Origin of the sequence: Bradyrhizobium iriomotense (assembly GCF_018129405.1) — a bacterium.
GTDB classification, from domain to species: Bacteria; Pseudomonadota; Alphaproteobacteria; order Rhizobiales; family Xanthobacteraceae; genus Bradyrhizobium; species Bradyrhizobium iriomotense_B.
The window spans coordinates 208,445-224,755 of record NZ_JAFCLP010000005.1 but is presented as its reverse complement, the minus strand read 5'-3'; the positions used below and the strand labels follow the sequence as shown (position 1 = coordinate 224,755).

Annotated in this window: 11 protein-coding genes; 10 read left to right on the top strand and 1 reads right to left on the bottom strand. The window is 58.6% G+C overall.

Annotation, left to right across the window (positions count from 1 at the left end; all coding sequences use genetic code 11):
* Nucleotides 1-26: 26 nt before the first annotated feature.
* From JQ592_RS14550 to JQ592_RS14525, 6 genes are all read left to right on the top strand, one after another.
* Complete coding sequence (locus JQ592_RS14550) at nt 27-3,137, top strand: bifunctional diguanylate cyclase/phosphodiesterase (RefSeq protein WP_211403520.1); 3,111 nt, start codon at nt 27-29, stop codon at nt 3,135-3,137.
* Nucleotides 3,137-4,198 carry a sensor domain-containing diguanylate cyclase gene (locus tag JQ592_RS14545; protein WP_211403519.1) on the top strand — a complete coding sequence of 354 codons (1,062 nt, stop codon included), beginning with the start codon at nt 3,137-3,139 and terminating at the stop codon, nt 4,196-4,198. Before JQ592_RS14550 ends, JQ592_RS14545 begins: the two co-directional genes overlap by 1 nt.
* Before the next feature lie 326 nt (nt 4,199-4,524).
* A complete protein-coding gene (locus JQ592_RS14540) occupies nt 4,525-5,688 on the top strand; it encodes an MBL fold metallo-hydrolase (protein WP_349630464.1) in 1,164 nt (387 codons plus the stop codon).
* Between the two features lies 1 nt (nt 5,689).
* Nucleotides 5,690-6,601 (top strand): hypothetical protein, encoded by a 912-nt coding sequence (locus tag JQ592_RS14535; RefSeq protein ID WP_211403517.1) that lies wholly within the window; start codon nt 5,690-5,692, stop codon nt 6,599-6,601.
* A gap of 46 nt (nt 6,602-6,647) precedes the next feature.
* The gene (locus JQ592_RS14530) at nt 6,648-7,346 is read left to right on the top strand and encodes a metallophosphoesterase family protein (protein ID WP_211403516.1); all 699 of its coding nucleotides are present in this window, start codon (nt 6,648-6,650) and stop codon (nt 7,344-7,346) included.
* 323 nt (nt 7,347-7,669) lie between these two features.
* Nucleotides 7,670-8,596, top strand: coding sequence for an HNH endonuclease (locus JQ592_RS14525; protein WP_211403515.1), 927 nt, complete (start codon nt 7,670-7,672; stop codon nt 8,594-8,596).
* Between the two features lie 84 nt (nt 8,597-8,680).
* Here the strand turns inward: JQ592_RS14525 and JQ592_RS14520 are convergent, their stop codons facing one another.
* A complete protein-coding gene (locus JQ592_RS14520; protein WP_027583022.1) occupies nt 8,681-9,001 on the bottom strand; it encodes a hypothetical protein in 321 nt (106 codons plus the stop codon).
* A 113-nt stretch (nt 9,002-9,114) separates the two neighbouring features.
* On the opposite strand from JQ592_RS14520, the gene JQ592_RS14515 reads away from it, so the two are divergent.
* From JQ592_RS14515 to JQ592_RS14500, 4 genes are all read left to right on the top strand, one after another.
* Nucleotides 9,115-10,683 (top strand): recombinase family protein, encoded by a 1,569-nt coding sequence (locus JQ592_RS14515; protein ID WP_211403626.1) that lies wholly within the window; start codon nt 9,115-9,117, stop codon nt 10,681-10,683.
* Nucleotides 10,680-11,594 carry a plasmid partitioning protein RepB C-terminal domain-containing protein gene (locus JQ592_RS14510; RefSeq protein WP_211403514.1) on the top strand — a complete coding sequence of 305 codons (915 nt, stop codon included), beginning with the start codon at nt 10,680-10,682 and terminating at the stop codon, nt 11,592-11,594. The genes JQ592_RS14515 and JQ592_RS14510 overlap by 4 nt, the downstream gene beginning before the upstream one ends.
* Entirely contained in the window at nt 11,591-12,490 is a 900-nt protein-coding gene (locus tag JQ592_RS14505; protein WP_211403513.1) for a plasmid partitioning protein RepB C-terminal domain-containing protein, read from the top strand. Before JQ592_RS14510 ends, JQ592_RS14505 begins: the two co-directional genes overlap by 4 nt.
* An 854-nt stretch (nt 12,491-13,344) precedes the next feature.
* Complete coding sequence (locus tag JQ592_RS14500) at nt 13,345-15,936, top strand: hypothetical protein (RefSeq protein ID WP_211403512.1); 2,592 nt, start codon at nt 13,345-13,347, stop codon at nt 15,934-15,936.
* Nucleotides 15,937-16,311: the final 375 nt, after the last annotated feature.

The following is a 16,311-nucleotide window of genomic DNA, read 5'->3' as shown; positions in this document are numbered from 1 at the left end:
TATTCCTGTCCTTCCAGGGAGGGGGAATGCGCCAGGTCTTTTCCACGATGGCAGCCGGAATGTCCCTAGCCGCGAAAAACGGCTGGGCGGCCTTGGCGCGTCGTGGCCCTGTCCTGTGGCTGACCCTGTGCGGCGTGCTGCTGGTCGCGGGCATCTTCGCCGTGACCGCCATGGCCGTCGGCGAATTCCGCGAGCGGACCCTGGCCAATCGCGAGCGCGAGCTGGAAAACACGGTGCAGCTGATCGCGCGGCACTTCGATCAGCAATTTGAAGACTCCGATGTCGTTGCCGCCGATCTGATCGGGCAAATGAACCTGCCGGAGATCACCTCGCCCGCGATGTTCCGCGAGCGCATGTCGGGCCTTGCGGCGAACCAGATGCTGCGCAGCAAGATCAGCTCCGTCTCCTATCTCGGCGACATCGCGATCTACGATGCCGACGGAGAACTCATCAACTGGTCGCGGGCCCAGCCGCTGCCCAAGATCAATATTTCCTCGCGCGCCTACTTTCAGACGCTGAAATCCGATCCGATGGCCGAGCCGGTCATCCTGGAATCGGTCCGCAGCTTCATCATCGGCAAATGGACCACGATCGTCGCACGACGGCTGCGCGGCGCCGACGGCACCTTCTTCGGCGCGATGGTCCGCCGGATCGATCCGGACACCTACCAGAGCTATTTCGCATCCGTGGCACTCGCCGAGGGCACGGCGATCTCGCTGTTCGACCGCGAAGGCAAGATGCTGGCACGCTACCCTCATGTCGAGGAGCTGATCGGCAGGAGCTTCAAGGACGCGCCGCTGATGCGGAAGGTGCTGACCAAGGGCGGCCAGCACACGCTTCGCGTCAGGAGCCCGATCGACCACGAGGAGCGGCTCGGCTCGGCGGTGTCACTGAAGCATTTCCCGCTGGTCATCGTCGCCACCAACACCACGGCTGCAGCGCTTGCGGACTGGCGGCAGCAGACCGGCTTCATGGTCACCACGGCCGCGCTTTCGGCCGCCGTGATCGCGCTGATCCTCTACCTGATCATTCGCCAGATCCACCGGCAGAACCGCGAGGCTCAGCAGCGGATCGAGGCGGAGCGGCTACGGCTCGACACCGCCCTCAACAACATGTCGCAAGGGCTGATCCTGTACGACGCGAGCGGCTACATCGTCACCTGCAACCGCCGCTACGCCGACATGTTCGGCCTCTCCCACGACGTCATCAAGCCCGGCTGTCACATCCGCGAGGCGATGTATCATCGCAAGGAACGTGGCGCGTTCGGCGGCGACGTCGAGGTGTTTTGCGCCGATGTGATGCGGGTGGTCGCCGAAGGCACGGTGTCCACCAGGGTCCACGAGCTGCCCAACGGCCGCGCCTTCCAGGTCATCAACACCCCGCTTGCGCAGGGTGGCTGGGTCGCCACGATCGAGGAGATCACCGAGCGGCGCAATCTGGAGCAGGAGCGCGACCGCAACTACATGTTCCTGCGCGAGATCATCGATCACATCCCATCCCAGATCACGGTGAAGGACGCCGGAACGCGGCAATACCTGCTGGTCAACCGGACCGCCGAGGAGCAGTTCGGCCAGTCCAGCGAAGAGATCGTCGGCAAGACCCCCTTCGACCTGTACCCGGACGAGGAGGCCAGGCTCGTCACCGAGGACGACAGCAAGGCGCTGCAGGCCGCCGAGGGATTGTTCAAGGACGAGCATGCCTGGCGAAGCCAGACCAAGGGACCGCGCTATATCACCTCGACCCGGATCGGCATTCGCGACAAGGCCGGCGAGCCGCGCTACCTCATCAGTGTCGTCGAGGACGTCACCGAAAGGCGGCGCGACCACGAGAAGATCGCGCATATGGCGCATTACGATGCGCTGACCGACCTGCCGAACCGCACGCTGTTCCGCGAGCAGATCGAGTGCGAGCTGGCAAAGGTCGCGAGCGGCGCGCAGTTCGCGCTGCTCTATATCGACGTCGACGAGTTCAAGGGCATCAACGATTCGCTCGGCCATCACGTCGGCGACGAGCTGCTGAAGGCGATCGCGACCCGCCTGCGCGGCTGCCTCAAGAAGGGCGATCTGATCGCGCGACTCGGCGGCGACGAATTCGCGGTGATCCAGACCGCGGTCCAGTCCTCCACCGACGTGCTGTCCTTCGTGACGCGGATCTACGAGGCGATCCGGCAGCCCTATCACTGCCTCGGACACCAGCTCTCCACCGATGCGAGCATCGGCATTGCGCTGGCGCCTCAGGACGGGGCCGATCTCGACCAGCTCATCAAGAACGCCGACCTCGCGATGTACGGCGCCAAGGCCGAGGGGCGCCGCACCCACCGCTTCTTCGAGCCGGAGATGGATGCGAGCGCCAAGGCGCGCCTGACCATGGAGCAGGATCTGCGCCAGGCCCTGGTGAACGGCGGCTTCGAGATCCACTATCAACCGCTGGTCGATCTGCGCTCGGGCGCGGTCTCCGGCTGCGAGGCGCTGCTGCGCTGGCGCCATCCCGAGCGCGGCATGGTGTCGCCGGCGGAGTTCATTCCGGTCGCCGAGGATACCGGCCTCATCAACGAGCTCGGCGACTGGGTGCTGCGCATGGCCTGCAACGAAGCCGCGACCTGGCCGGCGCATATACGGGTTGCGGTCAACGTCTCGCCGGTGCAGCTCAAATGCGACACGCTGGCGCTCAGGATCGCCAGCGCGCTCGCCGCCTCCGGGCTGGACCCGCGCCGGCTCGAGCTCGAGATCACCGAGGCCGTGCTGATCCGCGACGACGAGGCGGCGCTGTCGATCCTGCACCAGCTCCGTTCGATCGGCGTGCGCATCGCGCTCGACGATTTCGGCACCGGCTACTCCTCGCTCAGCTACCTCAAGCGCTTCCCGTTCGACAAGATCAAGATCGACCGCTGCTTCGTCGCCGACATCGCCGAGACCAGCGGCGCGCCCGTCATCGTGCAGGCGGTGGTGAACATCGCCGCCGCCAGCAGCATGACCACGGTCGCCGAGGGCGTCGAGACCGAGGCCCAGCGCGAGATGCTGCGTAACCTCGGCTGCACCGAGATGCAGGGCTACCTGTTCAGCGCGCCGAAGCCGGCCGCCGAGGTCCGAAAACTGTTCGGCCCCGGCGATGCCGCACCGGTGGCGGCGGTGGCCTGATGACGAAGCCAAACAAGACTCCGGCAAAGCCCGTCGACGTTGCGGAATCCTATGCCGCGCGGCTGATGCAGCATCTGGTGGTGCCGACCTTCGTGATCGACCCGCAGCGCCGCGTCGTGATCTGGAACAGGGCCTGCGAGCGGCTGACCGGCGTCGCCGCCTCCGAGGTGATCGGCACCAGCAGGCACTGGCAGGCTTTCTATGAGACCAAGCGCCCCTGCCTTGCCGACCTCGTCGCGCTCGACCGTCCCGAGCAGCTGCCGGAATTCTATTCGGAATATGCGGCGCGCGGCCATAACGGGCTCGGCTTTTCCGCCGAGAACTGGTGCGTGATGCCGAAGCTCGGCAGCCAGCTCTACCTCGCCATCGACGCCGGCCCCATCCACGACGAGGCCGGCGAGCTGATCGCGGTGGTGGAGACGCTGCGCGACCTCACCGACCAGAAGCGCGCCGAGATGGCGCTGAAAGAGCTCGCCACCAAGGACGGGCTCACCGGCCTATCGAACCGCCGCTCGTTCGACCAGATGCTGATGAGCGAATGGGCCCGCGCGGAGCGCACGCAGAAGCCGATGGCGCTGCTGTTCGTCGACGTCGATCATTTCAAGCTGTTCAACGACCACCACGGCCACCAGACCGGCGACGAATGCCTGCGCGCGATCGCGTCCGTCGTCAGCCGGCATGCCGTGCGCCCGCTCGACCTCGCCAGCCGTTATGGCGGCGAGGAATTCGCGCTGATCCTGCCGGACATGGATTGCGATGCCGCCTGCGTCATCGCCGAGGAGATCCGCATCGCCGTCATAGCCTTGCGGATCGTCCATGGCGCCAACGGAGCCGGCGAGCACGTCACCCTCAGCGTCGGTGTCGCCAGCCGCATTCCCGGCGCGGCCGACGGCGGCCCCGACCGGCTGCTGGGCGAGGCCGACGAGGCGCTCTATGTCGCCAAGCGGCTCGGCCGCAACCGCGTCATCTGCGCCGAAAGGGTGCTTGCCGAGTTCGTGCGAGCCGGTCGCGGCTCGCACCGGCTTCCAATCGGCGCAAATCGCCGGTCCAGCCGAGGCTGAAATTCATCCCACCGGAGGTTCTATTGCGTTCGGGCTCGCTGACAGATGATGTTGCGCCAGTACAACACGCACATTTTCTTCTCGCAGAGCCGCAATTTCTCGGGCGCTCATTTGAATATAGATAAGTCGTTGCCTGGAGCCGTATTCGCTTTGACGTTTCCCTCTTCATCCCCCGGCACTCTCCCCTGCCCGGCCGAACCCGGCCCTGCCGTCAAGGTCAACCGCTGATGACAGAAGAAGCCGGTTCGTTTCGCGGACGTGTCCACCGCGGAACGCAGCAAATTGGTGGCACCTGCATCGAGCTCGAGGCCGCGGGCGAGCGAATCCTGCTCGACCTTGGGCTTCCGCTTGATGCCGTCGGCCCGTCCGATGATCTGCTCCCGCCCGTGGCCGGGCTGCGCGTCGAGGATCCAGCCCTGCGTGCGATCGTCTTGTCGCACGGACACGGCGATCATTGGGGTTTGCTACCCCTGTGCAGACCCGATGTCGCTCTCGCCATGGGTGCTGCGACTGCGCGCATCATGCGTGCGGCGGCTCCTTTCGTGCCCAACGCCTTCGTGCCAAACGTCTCATTCGAGCTCGTCGATCGCAAGACCTTCCAGATCGGCCCGTTCAGCATCACGCCCTATCTTGTCGATCATTCGGCTTACGATGCCTATGCGCTGCTGATCCATGCCGCCGGCCGGCGACTGTTCTATAGCGGCGATATCCGCGCGCATGGTCGCAAGGGCGGCCTGTTCGAGCGATTGGTGGGCGATCCGCCCCGCGGCGTCGACACGATGCTGATGGAGGGGTCGAGCCTCGGCCGCCTTGACGAAGGCACGCAATTTCCGACGGAAGACGATATCGAGGCGAGGCTGACCGAGAGCTTCAAACAGCCTGGCTTCGTCATCCTCTCGGCGTCCGCGCAGAACATCGATCGCATCGTCAGCATCTATCGCGCCTGTAAGCGCAGCGACCGAACGCTGCTGCTGGACCTCTACGCGATGGAGATATTGCGGGCCGCCGGCAACGAGCGCCTGCCGAACGTCGGCTGGCCCAACCTGTCGGTCTATGTGCCGGAATATCAGCGTCGACAGATCGCACGGAACAAGCGCTTCGACCTGCTTGAGCCGTACAAATCCGCGCGGATCTACCGCGAGCGCATCACCGAAATCGCCGATCGCACCGTGATGCTGTTTCGTCCTGCAATGACCCGCGACGCGGAGACCGCAAATCTCTGGACCGGCACCAGGGCGATCTGGTCGCAATGGGACGGATACCTGACGGATGGCCCTGGAGCCGGGCTGAAGGCGGATCTCGCAACACGCGGCGTTCCCATGGAAATCATCCATACCTCGGGTCACGCCAGCATCCCGGACCTCAAGCGGCTCTCGAACGCAATAAAACCGGACAGGCTGGTGCCCGTTCACACATTCGAAGGCGACAGTTTCTCCAGATATTTTGACAACGTCACGCGACGCAGCGATGGCGAATGGTGGGAGGTATGAGATGAGCTTCAAACGTGGCATCCGGGGCGGCGAATTTCGCGGGGCACTCGAGGCACTCGCGCAGCAGGACGGTTGGTGGAAAGACGTTCTTGCCGATAAATCGCTCATCATCGGCGTTCGGGACGAGTACCTGAACGTCTATTGGCAGGGACAATCCATCTTCAAAGTGTCATTCAGGGGCGGGAAAGTGACCGCCTCGACGCACGAAAAATATCTGCTGAACCCGGACCTGAGGGATCAGGTTTCGCTCGTCGAGGGCAAGTTCGCCTTCGGCGAGGCCGAGCCAAGAATGCTGACGCGCAAATACGAGGGCGTAGAGACGCTGGCGAAGCTCAAAAGGGCTGCATCGCTCTATTCCGGACGAGAGAAGGAAGGCGTCCACGAGATCGCGACATCCAATCTCTCCGTCGTCGACGTCGAAATCGCGATCAACGCATCCGGCGTCCCCGGCGTAGAACGGAACCTCCCCCGCATGGACCTGGCGAACTTCGAAACGACGGCGAATGGCGTTGATCTGGTGTTCTGGGAGGCTAAGACGTTCAGCAATCCCGAGCTGGAGAACGGCAAGATTGCCGGTCAGATCAAGGACTATCGGACGGTGATCGACCTTCACAAGACGGAGATCGATGACAGCTATCGATGGGTTGCGAAGAATCTGGCCGACATGGCGCAATGGAGCAACCCGCGTCGCAATGTGGCTGCGGCGATCAGCGCCGTTGCGGACGGGGCCAAGCTCAACGTGAGCAGTGCCAATGTCGGGTTGCTCGTCTATGATTTCACCGCGGATCAACGCGACCGCGAGGACAAGAGCGGCAAGACGCTGAAAGAAAGGGTGACTGAATCGCTCGCGAAGGTCGGCGTGGGTCAGGAGCGGATCAAGTTCAAAGGCACGACAAAGGGTCTCACCATCTGAGCTGACAAGAGGGAGGAAGCCTGCTTTGCCCCTTCCCGAGCACGAAATGCTCACCTTCGCGATCGGCGACATCCACGGCTGCTTTGAAAAGCTGATGTCGCTTCTCGCCGTGTGCGACGAGATTCGCGGCGAGCGGAGCGCCCGGTTTGTCTTTGTCGGAGACTACATCGACCGGGGCCCCCAGAGCCGCGAGGTGATGGATTTTCTCGTCGGCAGCGAGGGCAAACAGGGCCGATCCTTCGTCTGCCTCCGGGGCAACCATGAGGAGATGTTGCTTCGCGCGGCCGACATGGAGCGCACCGACCGGGACCTCATGAACTGGTGGGGAAACGGCGGCGAGCAGACGCTCGACAGCTATGGAATCGACGATCCGGCCGATGTCCCGAGCGAGCATCTCGACTGGATACGCGCACTTCCGCTGATGAAAATCGAGCATGGACGACTTTTCGTCCACGCGGGAATACGGCCGGCCGTGCCGCTGGCGTCGCAGTCCGAGCAAGACTTGCTTTGGATCCGGGAACCCTTCTTGTCGTCCGATCTCGACCACGGCCTGTTCGTTGTCCATGGCCATACGCCGGTCCGGACCGGGACGCCTGACTTGCGGGCCAACCGGTTAAACCTGGATACCGGCGCCTGCTTCGGCGGCCCGCTCACAGCGGCCGTGTTCGCCACCTCGGGGACGGGCCCGCTGTTGTTTGTGAACGATTCCGGCGAGATCTCGGGACCGGCCGGCCTCCAGGATTGAGGAGCGAAGCGTAAGCCCTGGAATTGGGCGATACCGGGCGCCTGAGCCCGGGCAAAGCTAGCGGTTGCCCGCCCCTCGCCAATCGGCTAAATGAACCCCATTGCACCCGTAGCTCAGCTGGATAGAGCGTTGCCCTCCGAAGCTGGAATAAGAATGGGTATTTCCCTCTGCAAATTAAGGCTTTCCCTGCCTCCGGCGTAGGGTTTTCTGCTGCCAGGCACACGCGGGCCACAGTTTGACTCGAGGACTTTCTCTTTCGAACCCGGCATGAGCTATGTCACACTCAGAGGTATGCTCCGATCTGCTCCTCGGTGATTCGCTCTATGGAAGCGGCAACGCTCGACAAATCGATTCGGATTGCTGCCTTTGCGCACGTCCGACGGCTAACTGAGCTCCACTCGCATCTGACATCAACGGAATTGAGGCCTGGCTTCGTATTCCAAGGCGAGCGAGTGCCCCTGCTCAATGAGCGCCGCGGCATCTTCAAGCCTCGCCAAATGCAATATCTGCTGTCTATCAAGACCGTCTTTCCTAAGCCTGGAGCTAAGGTTTGGTATGACGATCAAAGGGAGGTTCATCGTCAGATATTCGAAGGTGACGAGACGGTAGATTACGCCTTTATGGGCCAGGATCCCAACTCAGCTGACAACCGCTGGCTAAGGGAGGCATATGAAAACGCCATTCCGATCATATACTTTCTCGGAGTGGCACCGGGACGTTATCAAGCATTTCTTCCGGCATTCATATCGAGCTGGGACAGTCGCACGTTAAAGGCTGGGGTAGCGTTCGGGTCTGTCGAGCACGGCCTGAGCCCGCCATCGGAGGGGCCAGAGCGTAGATACGCGCTTCGGACGATAAAACAACGCTTGCATCAAGCCACCTTCAGAGAGGCGGTGATTGCCGCCTACTGTGGACGGTGCGCCCTTTCAGGACTTCCAGAACCCCTTCTCTTGGACGCTGCTCACATCGTTGCCGACGCCCACGAGCGGCTGGGACAGCCAGTGGTCTCTAACGGGCTTCCTTTGTCTAAGATCCACCATGCTGCCTTCGACGCACACCTGATCGGCATCGATCCGGACTTTGAAATACATGTATCAGAGCGGCTACTGAGCCAAAACGATGGCCCTATGTTGGATGCCCTGAAACAACTGAACGGTCGCCGCATACGCCTTCCCGACCGAATGCGGGATCGTCCTGACCGAGATAGATTGGCGGCGCGCTATGAGATCTTCAGATTTGCCTCGACTTAGCAAAGCCTCCCCACGCTCCCGAGCCGCTCAATATCAAGGTCGCTTGATGGAGAGCAGCCGGAGTCTACTTGGGGCCTCGATCTCTCACCGCCGCCGAATAATTTCAAGCAGTTCTGCTAGCCGCCGCTCGATGTCCTCGATTCTAGCGCTCATCACGAGCTGATCACGATCGGCCATTGAAAGCACCGCCATCAAGACGGCATCGCAATGCTTGATGAGCGTAACCAGATGATCTCCGCTCGGACCGTAGTGACCGGCGAACCAATTCTTCACAGTGCGCTCATTGGCGCCTGTCCAAGCCGCCACGATCTTCACATGCGCACTCGTCTTTCCAAGCTCCTCATTTAGGGCAGATGCAACCCTTGCAGCGAAGATCCTGGAATGGGTTCCATTTTCGCTCATCATTCTGCTCACCAGGAAACATCTTGCCCCTTTTTGGAAACGACATTCCCCTGCCCTGCTTCCTATGATCGCTGAGCCCGGCGGCCGCAACGTGACGGCACAAAATGAGCAATTCGATGGGGCGCCGTTTGATACGTCGACCTTTCAAAGCCGAAGATCGTAATGGCGACATTAAGCGCGCAGCTGCTTACGTCCGCATGTCGACTGACCATCAGAAGTATTCAACCGAAAATCAGCTTGAGACGATTGAAAGATATGCCGCAAACCGAGGCTTCCGAATTGTCGAGACCTTTGAAGACTCGGGCCGAAGCGGCTTAAGAGTTGATGGCCGAGAAGGCCTCCAACGCCTCATGCGCGAAGTGCAGACTGGTCAAGCCAACTTTTCGGCTATTCTTGTTTACGATGTCAGCCGATGGGGCCGCTTCCAAGACGCAGATGAGGGCGCATACTACGAATATGTCTGCTCTCGCGCCGGAATTCGAGTTCATTATTGCGGCGAACAGTTTGACAATGATGGCAGCATCGGATCGGTCCTGCTTAAGAACGTAAAGCGGGTGATGGCCGGCGAATACAGCCGAGAACTCTCCGTCAAAGTCTTCGCCGGCCAATGCAGACTGGTCGAGTTAGGGTTCCGACAAGGAGGACCTGCTGGGTTTGGCCTCAGGCGTCAGCTGATTGACGAAAATCGCGCGCCGAAAGCGATGCTGAACCGTGGAGATCGAAAAAGCCTTCAGACAGACCGAGTTGTGCTTACCCTCGGGCCGATGGAGGAAGTGGAGCAGGTCCGTCTAATCTATAAGATGTTTGTTGAGCAAGGACTGTCCGAGAAGGAGATTGCCGCACGGCTAAATATGGCCGGCACTCTTACGGATCTAGGGCGTTCTTGGACACGCGCTTCGGTCCATCAGATCCTCACCAACGAAAAATATATCGGAAACAATGTTTTCAACCGCGTCTCGTTCAAGCTCAAGCAGAAGCGCGTTGTAAACAGTCCAGATACCTGGGTTAGAGCGGAGGCTGCGTTTCCCCCTGTGGTCAGCCGTGAACTCTTTGAGCGAGCTCGCACGATCATCGATGCTCGTAGCGCACACTATTCCGATGAAGAACTTTTGGCTCTGCTACAGGAGGTTCTGAAAGATGAAGGTTATCTTTCTGGGCTTATTATCGACGAGCGAGAGGACATGCCTTCGGCAAGCGCCTATCGGCATCGCTTCGGAAGTCTGATCAGGGCATATAGTCTAATCGGATATATTCCGGATCGAGACTACTCGTATATCGAGGTAAATCGCCGGATAAGGGATACCCATCCCGCAATTGTCACCACCGTAATTCGCGGCTTCGAGCTAGCTGGCGCTCGCATCGCGGTAGATCACAATCAGCTTCTGACCATAAATGGTCAGTTCACGGCAGCCGTCGTGATCGCGCGAGCGTGCATTTCTGGTAGCGGATACCGCTGGCATGTGAGGTTTGACACGAGTCTTGTCCCAGATCTTACGATCGCAGTCCGATTGTCCACGTCGAACGCAGACATATTGGACTATTACGTCTTTCCTCGACTCGACCTCACGACACCGCGACTGAAGCTTGCTCAAGACAACGCGCTTCATTTGGATGCATATCGATTTGACGCGCTAGATTCGCTGTATGCGCTGGCTAGACAGTGTCCCTTTGAGGAGGCCGCATGAATACGCGAAACATAACAGACGGCTCCCGGCTAGAGATCAAGACTATACCGATCAACCAGATTCGTATCCTAAACCCTCGCGCGCGCAATCAGCGAAATTTTCACGAGATTGTAGAGAGCATAGCGAAGGTTGGCCTGAAACGTCCCATCACGGTTAGCCCATGCACTTCTGACGGAGGGCCTTATCGATATGACCTGGTATGTGGGCAGGGCCGAATAGAAGCGTTCGTTCAGCTAGGTCAGCAAGAGATTCCGTCCATCGTAATTCATGCAGAGGAGAGCGACTGTCTCGTTATGAGCTTAGTCGAAAACTGCGCTCGTCGTCAGCACCGCGCAATCGACCTATTAGAGGATATCAGCACGCTACGAGGTCGCGGTTACGATGAAAGAGAGATCGCCAGCAAGATTGGAGTCAGCCCCGACTACGTTCGGATGATCAGCACGCTCCTATCAAAAGGGGAAGAACGCCTCGTCCACGCGGTCGAAACAGGCATTCTGCCTCTCAACATGGCAATTGAGATCGCCCGATGTGACGACAATGAGGTGCAACGCGCTTTGACACAGGCGTATACCGAAAGGAAGTTGCGAGGCAGAAAATTGGTTGCAGTCAGGCGCGTAATCGAACAGCGGCAAAGGCGCGGCAAGCATCTGCACGGACAGAGCTTTAGACGACAGACTTCCAAGAGGCCCCTAACGAGCGAATCCATGATTAGGGTCTACAGGCAGGAGGCCGATCGCCAGCGCCTATTGATCAAGAAAGCTGAAGTAACTCAGAACCGATTGTTGTTTGTGGTCGAGGCAATCCGAGCCCTGCGCGATGACAGCGAGTTCGTCAGACTATTGCAGGCCGAGGACCTCGCGATGATGCCCTCAATATTGCAAGAACGACTCGCAGCGAGGCCAAACCAATGAATGAATACGTCGATCCGGGTGCATTGGGCGAGGTAATGCAGGCCTTTAGCTCAGACACCGTCCATATCGATATCTCTGCGATCCTACCTGTGCGCGCAATTGGCAAGACTGTAAAGTCGAGCCGCAAATACCAGCAAATTTCTTGTTCTATCAGAGAGATCGGCCTGGTCGAACCGCCGGTTGTTTGCCGAGACAAGCAGAGGACAAATGCGTTTCTTTTGCTAGACGGTCACCTTCGGATTGAAGTGCTGAAAGACCTTGGCGAAACGCAAGTGGAATGCTTGTTGTCTAGCGACGATGAGGCTTTCACCTACAATAAGAGGATAAGCCGGTTGTCAGCCATTCAGGAACAGCGAATGATAGCGAAGGCGATAGAACGCAATGTTCCAAAGGAGAAGATCGCCCGAGCGCTCGACATCAACGTTCGTAGCTTAGTCCGTAAGGCAACGCTGATTGAAGGCATTTGCGAAGAGGCCGTGGCGCTTCTCAAAGATAAGATGTGCCCGATGGCGGTCTTCGACGTATTGCGGAAGATGATTCCGATACGACAAATTGAGACGGCAGAGCTTCTGATCAATGCAAACAACTATTCGGTGGGATACGCCTCGGCCATACTCGCCGGCACACCTCAAGCGCAGCTCGTAAACTCCTCCACGCCGAAACGAATAAAGGGCATGACTGCGGAAGCTCTTTCACGGATGGAGAGTGAGCTCTCGAGGCTTCAGCAGGCGATAACATCGATCCAGGACACCTACGGCCAAGACCACCTGCACCTTACGGTGCTCAGAGGTTACTTGGCCAAACTCGTCGGCAACACGAAGATCGCTAAATATCTGGAGAGGCACCACCCCGAATTCTTCAGCGAATTCAAGAGTATCGTTGAGACGACGGCATGACGGCGGAGACATGCTGAAATCTCGTTTGTGTCTAAGGGGACCCGGACCCTATAAGCGCGGGGACCACAGGAGAAGCCGCACTTGGAGGCGGAGCAATCGTGGTGATGGGGATGGCGGCGAACCCGCGCGGAGCCCATCAGGCCGGCGAGCTTTCGCTGGCTCAGCAACCAGATTGGAGTGCCGGCTTAACGGTCGGCACTCCGTCTAAAGCAAGTCAGATAGAGCATGGCTCTGGTAGCCAAAGCTCTACCACAGAACTCTCCTTTTAAGTTAATGTCCAGGACGCTTCTGCGATCCGGCGGGCTGCGATCGACCACGAAAGCGGCGCATACGATAGACCGCTGCCCTCCGAAGTTGGAAGCAGGGCCGAGTTAGTCCCTTAGGGATAAAGTGCTTTATCTGATCCGGTGCAGCATTCTCTTGTGTCAGGCACACACGGGCACAGTTCGCCCAAAGACTTCCTCTTTCGAACCCAGCACGAGCTATGTCAGGGTGTGCCCCTAGCTGCTGTTCGGTGGCCGCCTATGGACGCGGCAACGCTCGACAAGTCGATGCGAATTTATCGCCTTTGATCAGGTCCGAAGGTTAGGATCAGGTCCGACGGTTAGCCGTATGATCCCCGCCCGAACATGGTCGCTGACGCTCCGGATCCCGGGGGCCGGCCACGGTAGGAGCGACATGGAGGAGGCGATCACGGGCCCAGCATACATCCAGGGCTTCTCACCAATTCCGCCCCAATCACCGCGGCCCGCTCGTCTATTTGCTCTGCTCCTCAACATTCAGGACTCGACTTTCGATCTCGCTCGGAGAGATAGTATCATTCATTTGGAGAATATTTAATTTAGGGGGCGGCTGTGTCGCGTCTGATTAGGGTTGGTGAATGGGGATTTCCCCCTAGTGCAACCGCGATATTTGTCCACGGACTCGATGGCGACGCCTACCAGACCTGGCAGAGAAAATCCCCCGATTCGTTCTGGCCTCGCTGGCTCGGAGAAGACGTCGAAGGCTTATCTATCTTCACTTTGAGCTATGCCGCTCCCGCCTCGAATTGGCTAGGCACAGCTATGCCGCTCCAGGATCGTGCAGCTAACATCCGTGAATGCATTCTCGCAGAGCCAGCACTTCGCGACGGTCCGATTGCCTTAATCTGTCACAGCCTTGGAGGCTTACTCATCAAGCAACTTCTTCTTGACCTGCATAGCCAAAGAAATCGCAGCCCCAATGCCGCGCAGCTGTTGGACAGAATAACTAAGATTATCTTTATAGCGACACCACACACCGGATCTCACAAAGCGGACGTCCTCGATCGCATTCGCTTCTTGGCTTGGCCGACCCTCATCACTAGCTCGCTGGTTGCAAATGATCCAACTTTACGGGCGATTAACGTAGGTTACAGAGGCTTCGCTCAGGAACGAAAGGAAACGCTTCGGCATCTCGTCTTTTATGAGACCCAGTCGACCGCAACCGGATTGATCGTCGATCAGGCCAGTAGTGACCCCGGTTTACCTGGCGATCCTCCCATTCCCATCGACGCAAATCACATCAGCATCGTCAAACCCATAGATAGGTCCGCGCTTCTATACCTTCGAGTTAAGTCATTCATCTCCGAGAGCCGACGGGTAACCACGCATCAAGAGAAATTCAGCTCCTACCCCTTACCGGTCCTCTCACATGAACAGCCATGGAACACTCTTCCGAAGCTGCTACGGATTGCTACCATCGCTACAGTAGGCACTATTGCCTTCAAAGGTGTCCAAGCCATTATCAATCCGCCGCCTAGCTTTACGCCGGAAATTAGGCGTCTGACGGACGGACAGGAAACACTAGTCGCACAAAATGACAAGCTTATCGACTTGCTACAACGGGAGAAGGGAGTGCCTCGAGCTGCTTTAGTCACCCAGTTGATTCGACTTGGCGCGCGACCTGACATCTCTGAAAGCGAGATTCCGACATTCCTCCAGAAATTCGCTGGAGACTATCTAGCGATCCAATCACAATTGAATCAATCTGGAAATGATCACCAGCAAGTCGCCGCCGCTAGACGGCACGCCAGCGAATTGTTAGCAGCCGGCCGAGATGAAGAAGCGCAAGAGGTCCTACGTCAAAAGCGCTCGCAAATGCGCGACCAGGACAAGGAACGTGCACGCGAACAAGCCGGATTGGTGGCGGATGAGGCAAAGATTGATCTGCTGAAACTAGATTACAGGAACGCTTCAGCCAAGTTTCTGGAAGCGGCAAACCTCGTTAGTTTCGATCCGCCCTCGTCTTTTATCTATCTTCGGCAAGGAACAGACGCTCTGAGCGAATTGGGGCAGCGATTTGGTGACGCCAACGCTTTGTCAGAGTTGGTCAACATAATGCAGCACGCCACCGATACTTACGTTCGCAACTCATGGCCGTCCGAATGGTCGGCAGCGAAAAACGACATGGGCGCCGCCCTTTGGCTCTTAGCCAGAAAATCTGGTTCAACTGCCGATCTGGAGAAGGCTCGCGAAGCATTAAAGGACGCTCTTCTAGAAAGAGATCGCCAGACCAAGCCCATGGAATGGGCTGCGACTCAGGTCAATCTGGGAGGCCTTCTCCTCGACCTCGCCGAGAGGGATGGAAGCTCGGCCCGCTATTTTGAAGCAATTGACGCTCTTCGTGGGGCATTGAAGGAATGGCCACAAAACACAGTCGGCTCGTCCTACGCTCAAAACAATCTTGGCGTCGCGCTAATGACGCTAGGAAGCCGGGATAACAACGCCGCCCTATTGGAAGAAGCGATTACCGAATTTGGGACTCTCATCAAACGGAGCTCCCCAGAGCGTCAACCAAGCGCGCTTGTGAATCTCGGTAGATGCTTAACATTGGTGGGCACCAGGGATAAGAGCGACAAGGGAACCGATGACCTGCGCAGGGCCGTGACACTCTTGGATCTCGCCAACAAGGTTATCAAAAAGAGCGAGCAGCCTATACTTTGGGCGGACGCACAGAACAATAGGGGGCTTGCACTGCGGCAGCTCGGTCTAAGAACGGGAGATGTTGCGCTACTGGAACGAGCAGTCATGGCCTTCAATTCGGCCACCGAGCTTTGGACACGCTCACAAGCGCCTCTTCAGTGGTCCGATGCCCAGCAAAACCTTGGGCTCGTGCTACGTGACATTGGTCAGAGCCGGGATGATGTAAGCTGGTTCAATCTCTCAGAAGATGCTTTTCGGAACGCGCTGCTCGAGCGCACTCAGAGAAATTCAGTTAGGTGGCTCTATTCGACTTGGGAGCTCGGCCAAACCGTTCGTATGATTGCAGACAAAACGCGGGATGTGAAGAAAGCACAGGATGCAGTAGAACTACTAACTCGCGCGGAGCTGGCAAGCTCGATCGCACCGCCGTCTAACAGAGATAGCATCAAGCAAAGTCTGGATTTAGCCAAGCAGTTAGTGAGCGACTTGGCGCGCCCGCCATAGCTGGAGCACAACTAGTTAACGCGAATTACAGCCGAGATAGGTTAGCGGTGCTATGAGATATTCAGGGCCGCATCAACCTAGCAAGGCCTTACTCGCCTATCGAACTCGGGAGCGCTCGATAGACAGTAGTGCGAGTCTGCACTTGCCTTCAGTCCTCACCGCCGTCGGATTATCTCAAGAAGTTTTGGTAGCCGCCGCTCGATGTCATCGATTCTAGCGCTCATCACGAGCTGATCACGATCGGCCGTTGAAAGCACCGCCATCAAGACAGCATCGCTATGCTGATGAGCGTAACCAGATGATCTCCACTCGGAACCCGCGCGGAGCCCATCAGGCCGGCGAGCTTTCGCTGGCTCAGCAACCAGATCGGAGTGC

What these genes read in the sequence shown, in the direction of transcription:
- JQ592_RS14550 (WP_211403520.1), top strand. Translation starts at nt 27, where the DNA reads ATGCGCCAGGTCTTTTCCACGATGGCAGCCGGAATGTCCCTAGCCGCG.
- JQ592_RS14545 (WP_211403519.1), top strand. Translation starts at nt 3,137, where the DNA reads ATGACGAAGCCAAACAAGACTCCGGCAAAGCCCGTCGACGTTGCGGAA.
- JQ592_RS14535 (WP_211403517.1), top strand. Translation starts at nt 5,690, where the DNA reads ATGAGCTTCAAACGTGGCATCCGGGGCGGCGAATTTCGCGGGGCACTC.
- JQ592_RS14530 (WP_211403516.1), top strand. Translation starts at nt 6,648, where the DNA reads ATGCTCACCTTCGCGATCGGCGACATCCACGGCTGCTTTGAAAAGCTG.
- JQ592_RS14525 (WP_211403515.1), top strand. Translation starts at nt 7,670, where the DNA reads ATGGAAGCGGCAACGCTCGACAAATCGATTCGGATTGCTGCCTTTGCG.
- JQ592_RS14520 (WP_027583022.1), bottom strand. Translation starts at nt 9,001, where the DNA reads ATGATGAGCGAAAATGGAACCCATTCCAGGATCTTCGCTGCAAGGGTT.
- JQ592_RS14515 (WP_211403626.1), top strand. Translation starts at nt 9,115, where the DNA reads ATGGGGCGCCGTTTGATACGTCGACCTTTCAAAGCCGAAGATCGTAAT.
- JQ592_RS14510 (WP_211403514.1), top strand. Translation starts at nt 10,680, where the DNA reads ATGAATACGCGAAACATAACAGACGGCTCCCGGCTAGAGATCAAGACT.
- JQ592_RS14505 (WP_211403513.1), top strand. Translation starts at nt 11,591, where the DNA reads ATGAATGAATACGTCGATCCGGGTGCATTGGGCGAGGTAATGCAGGCC.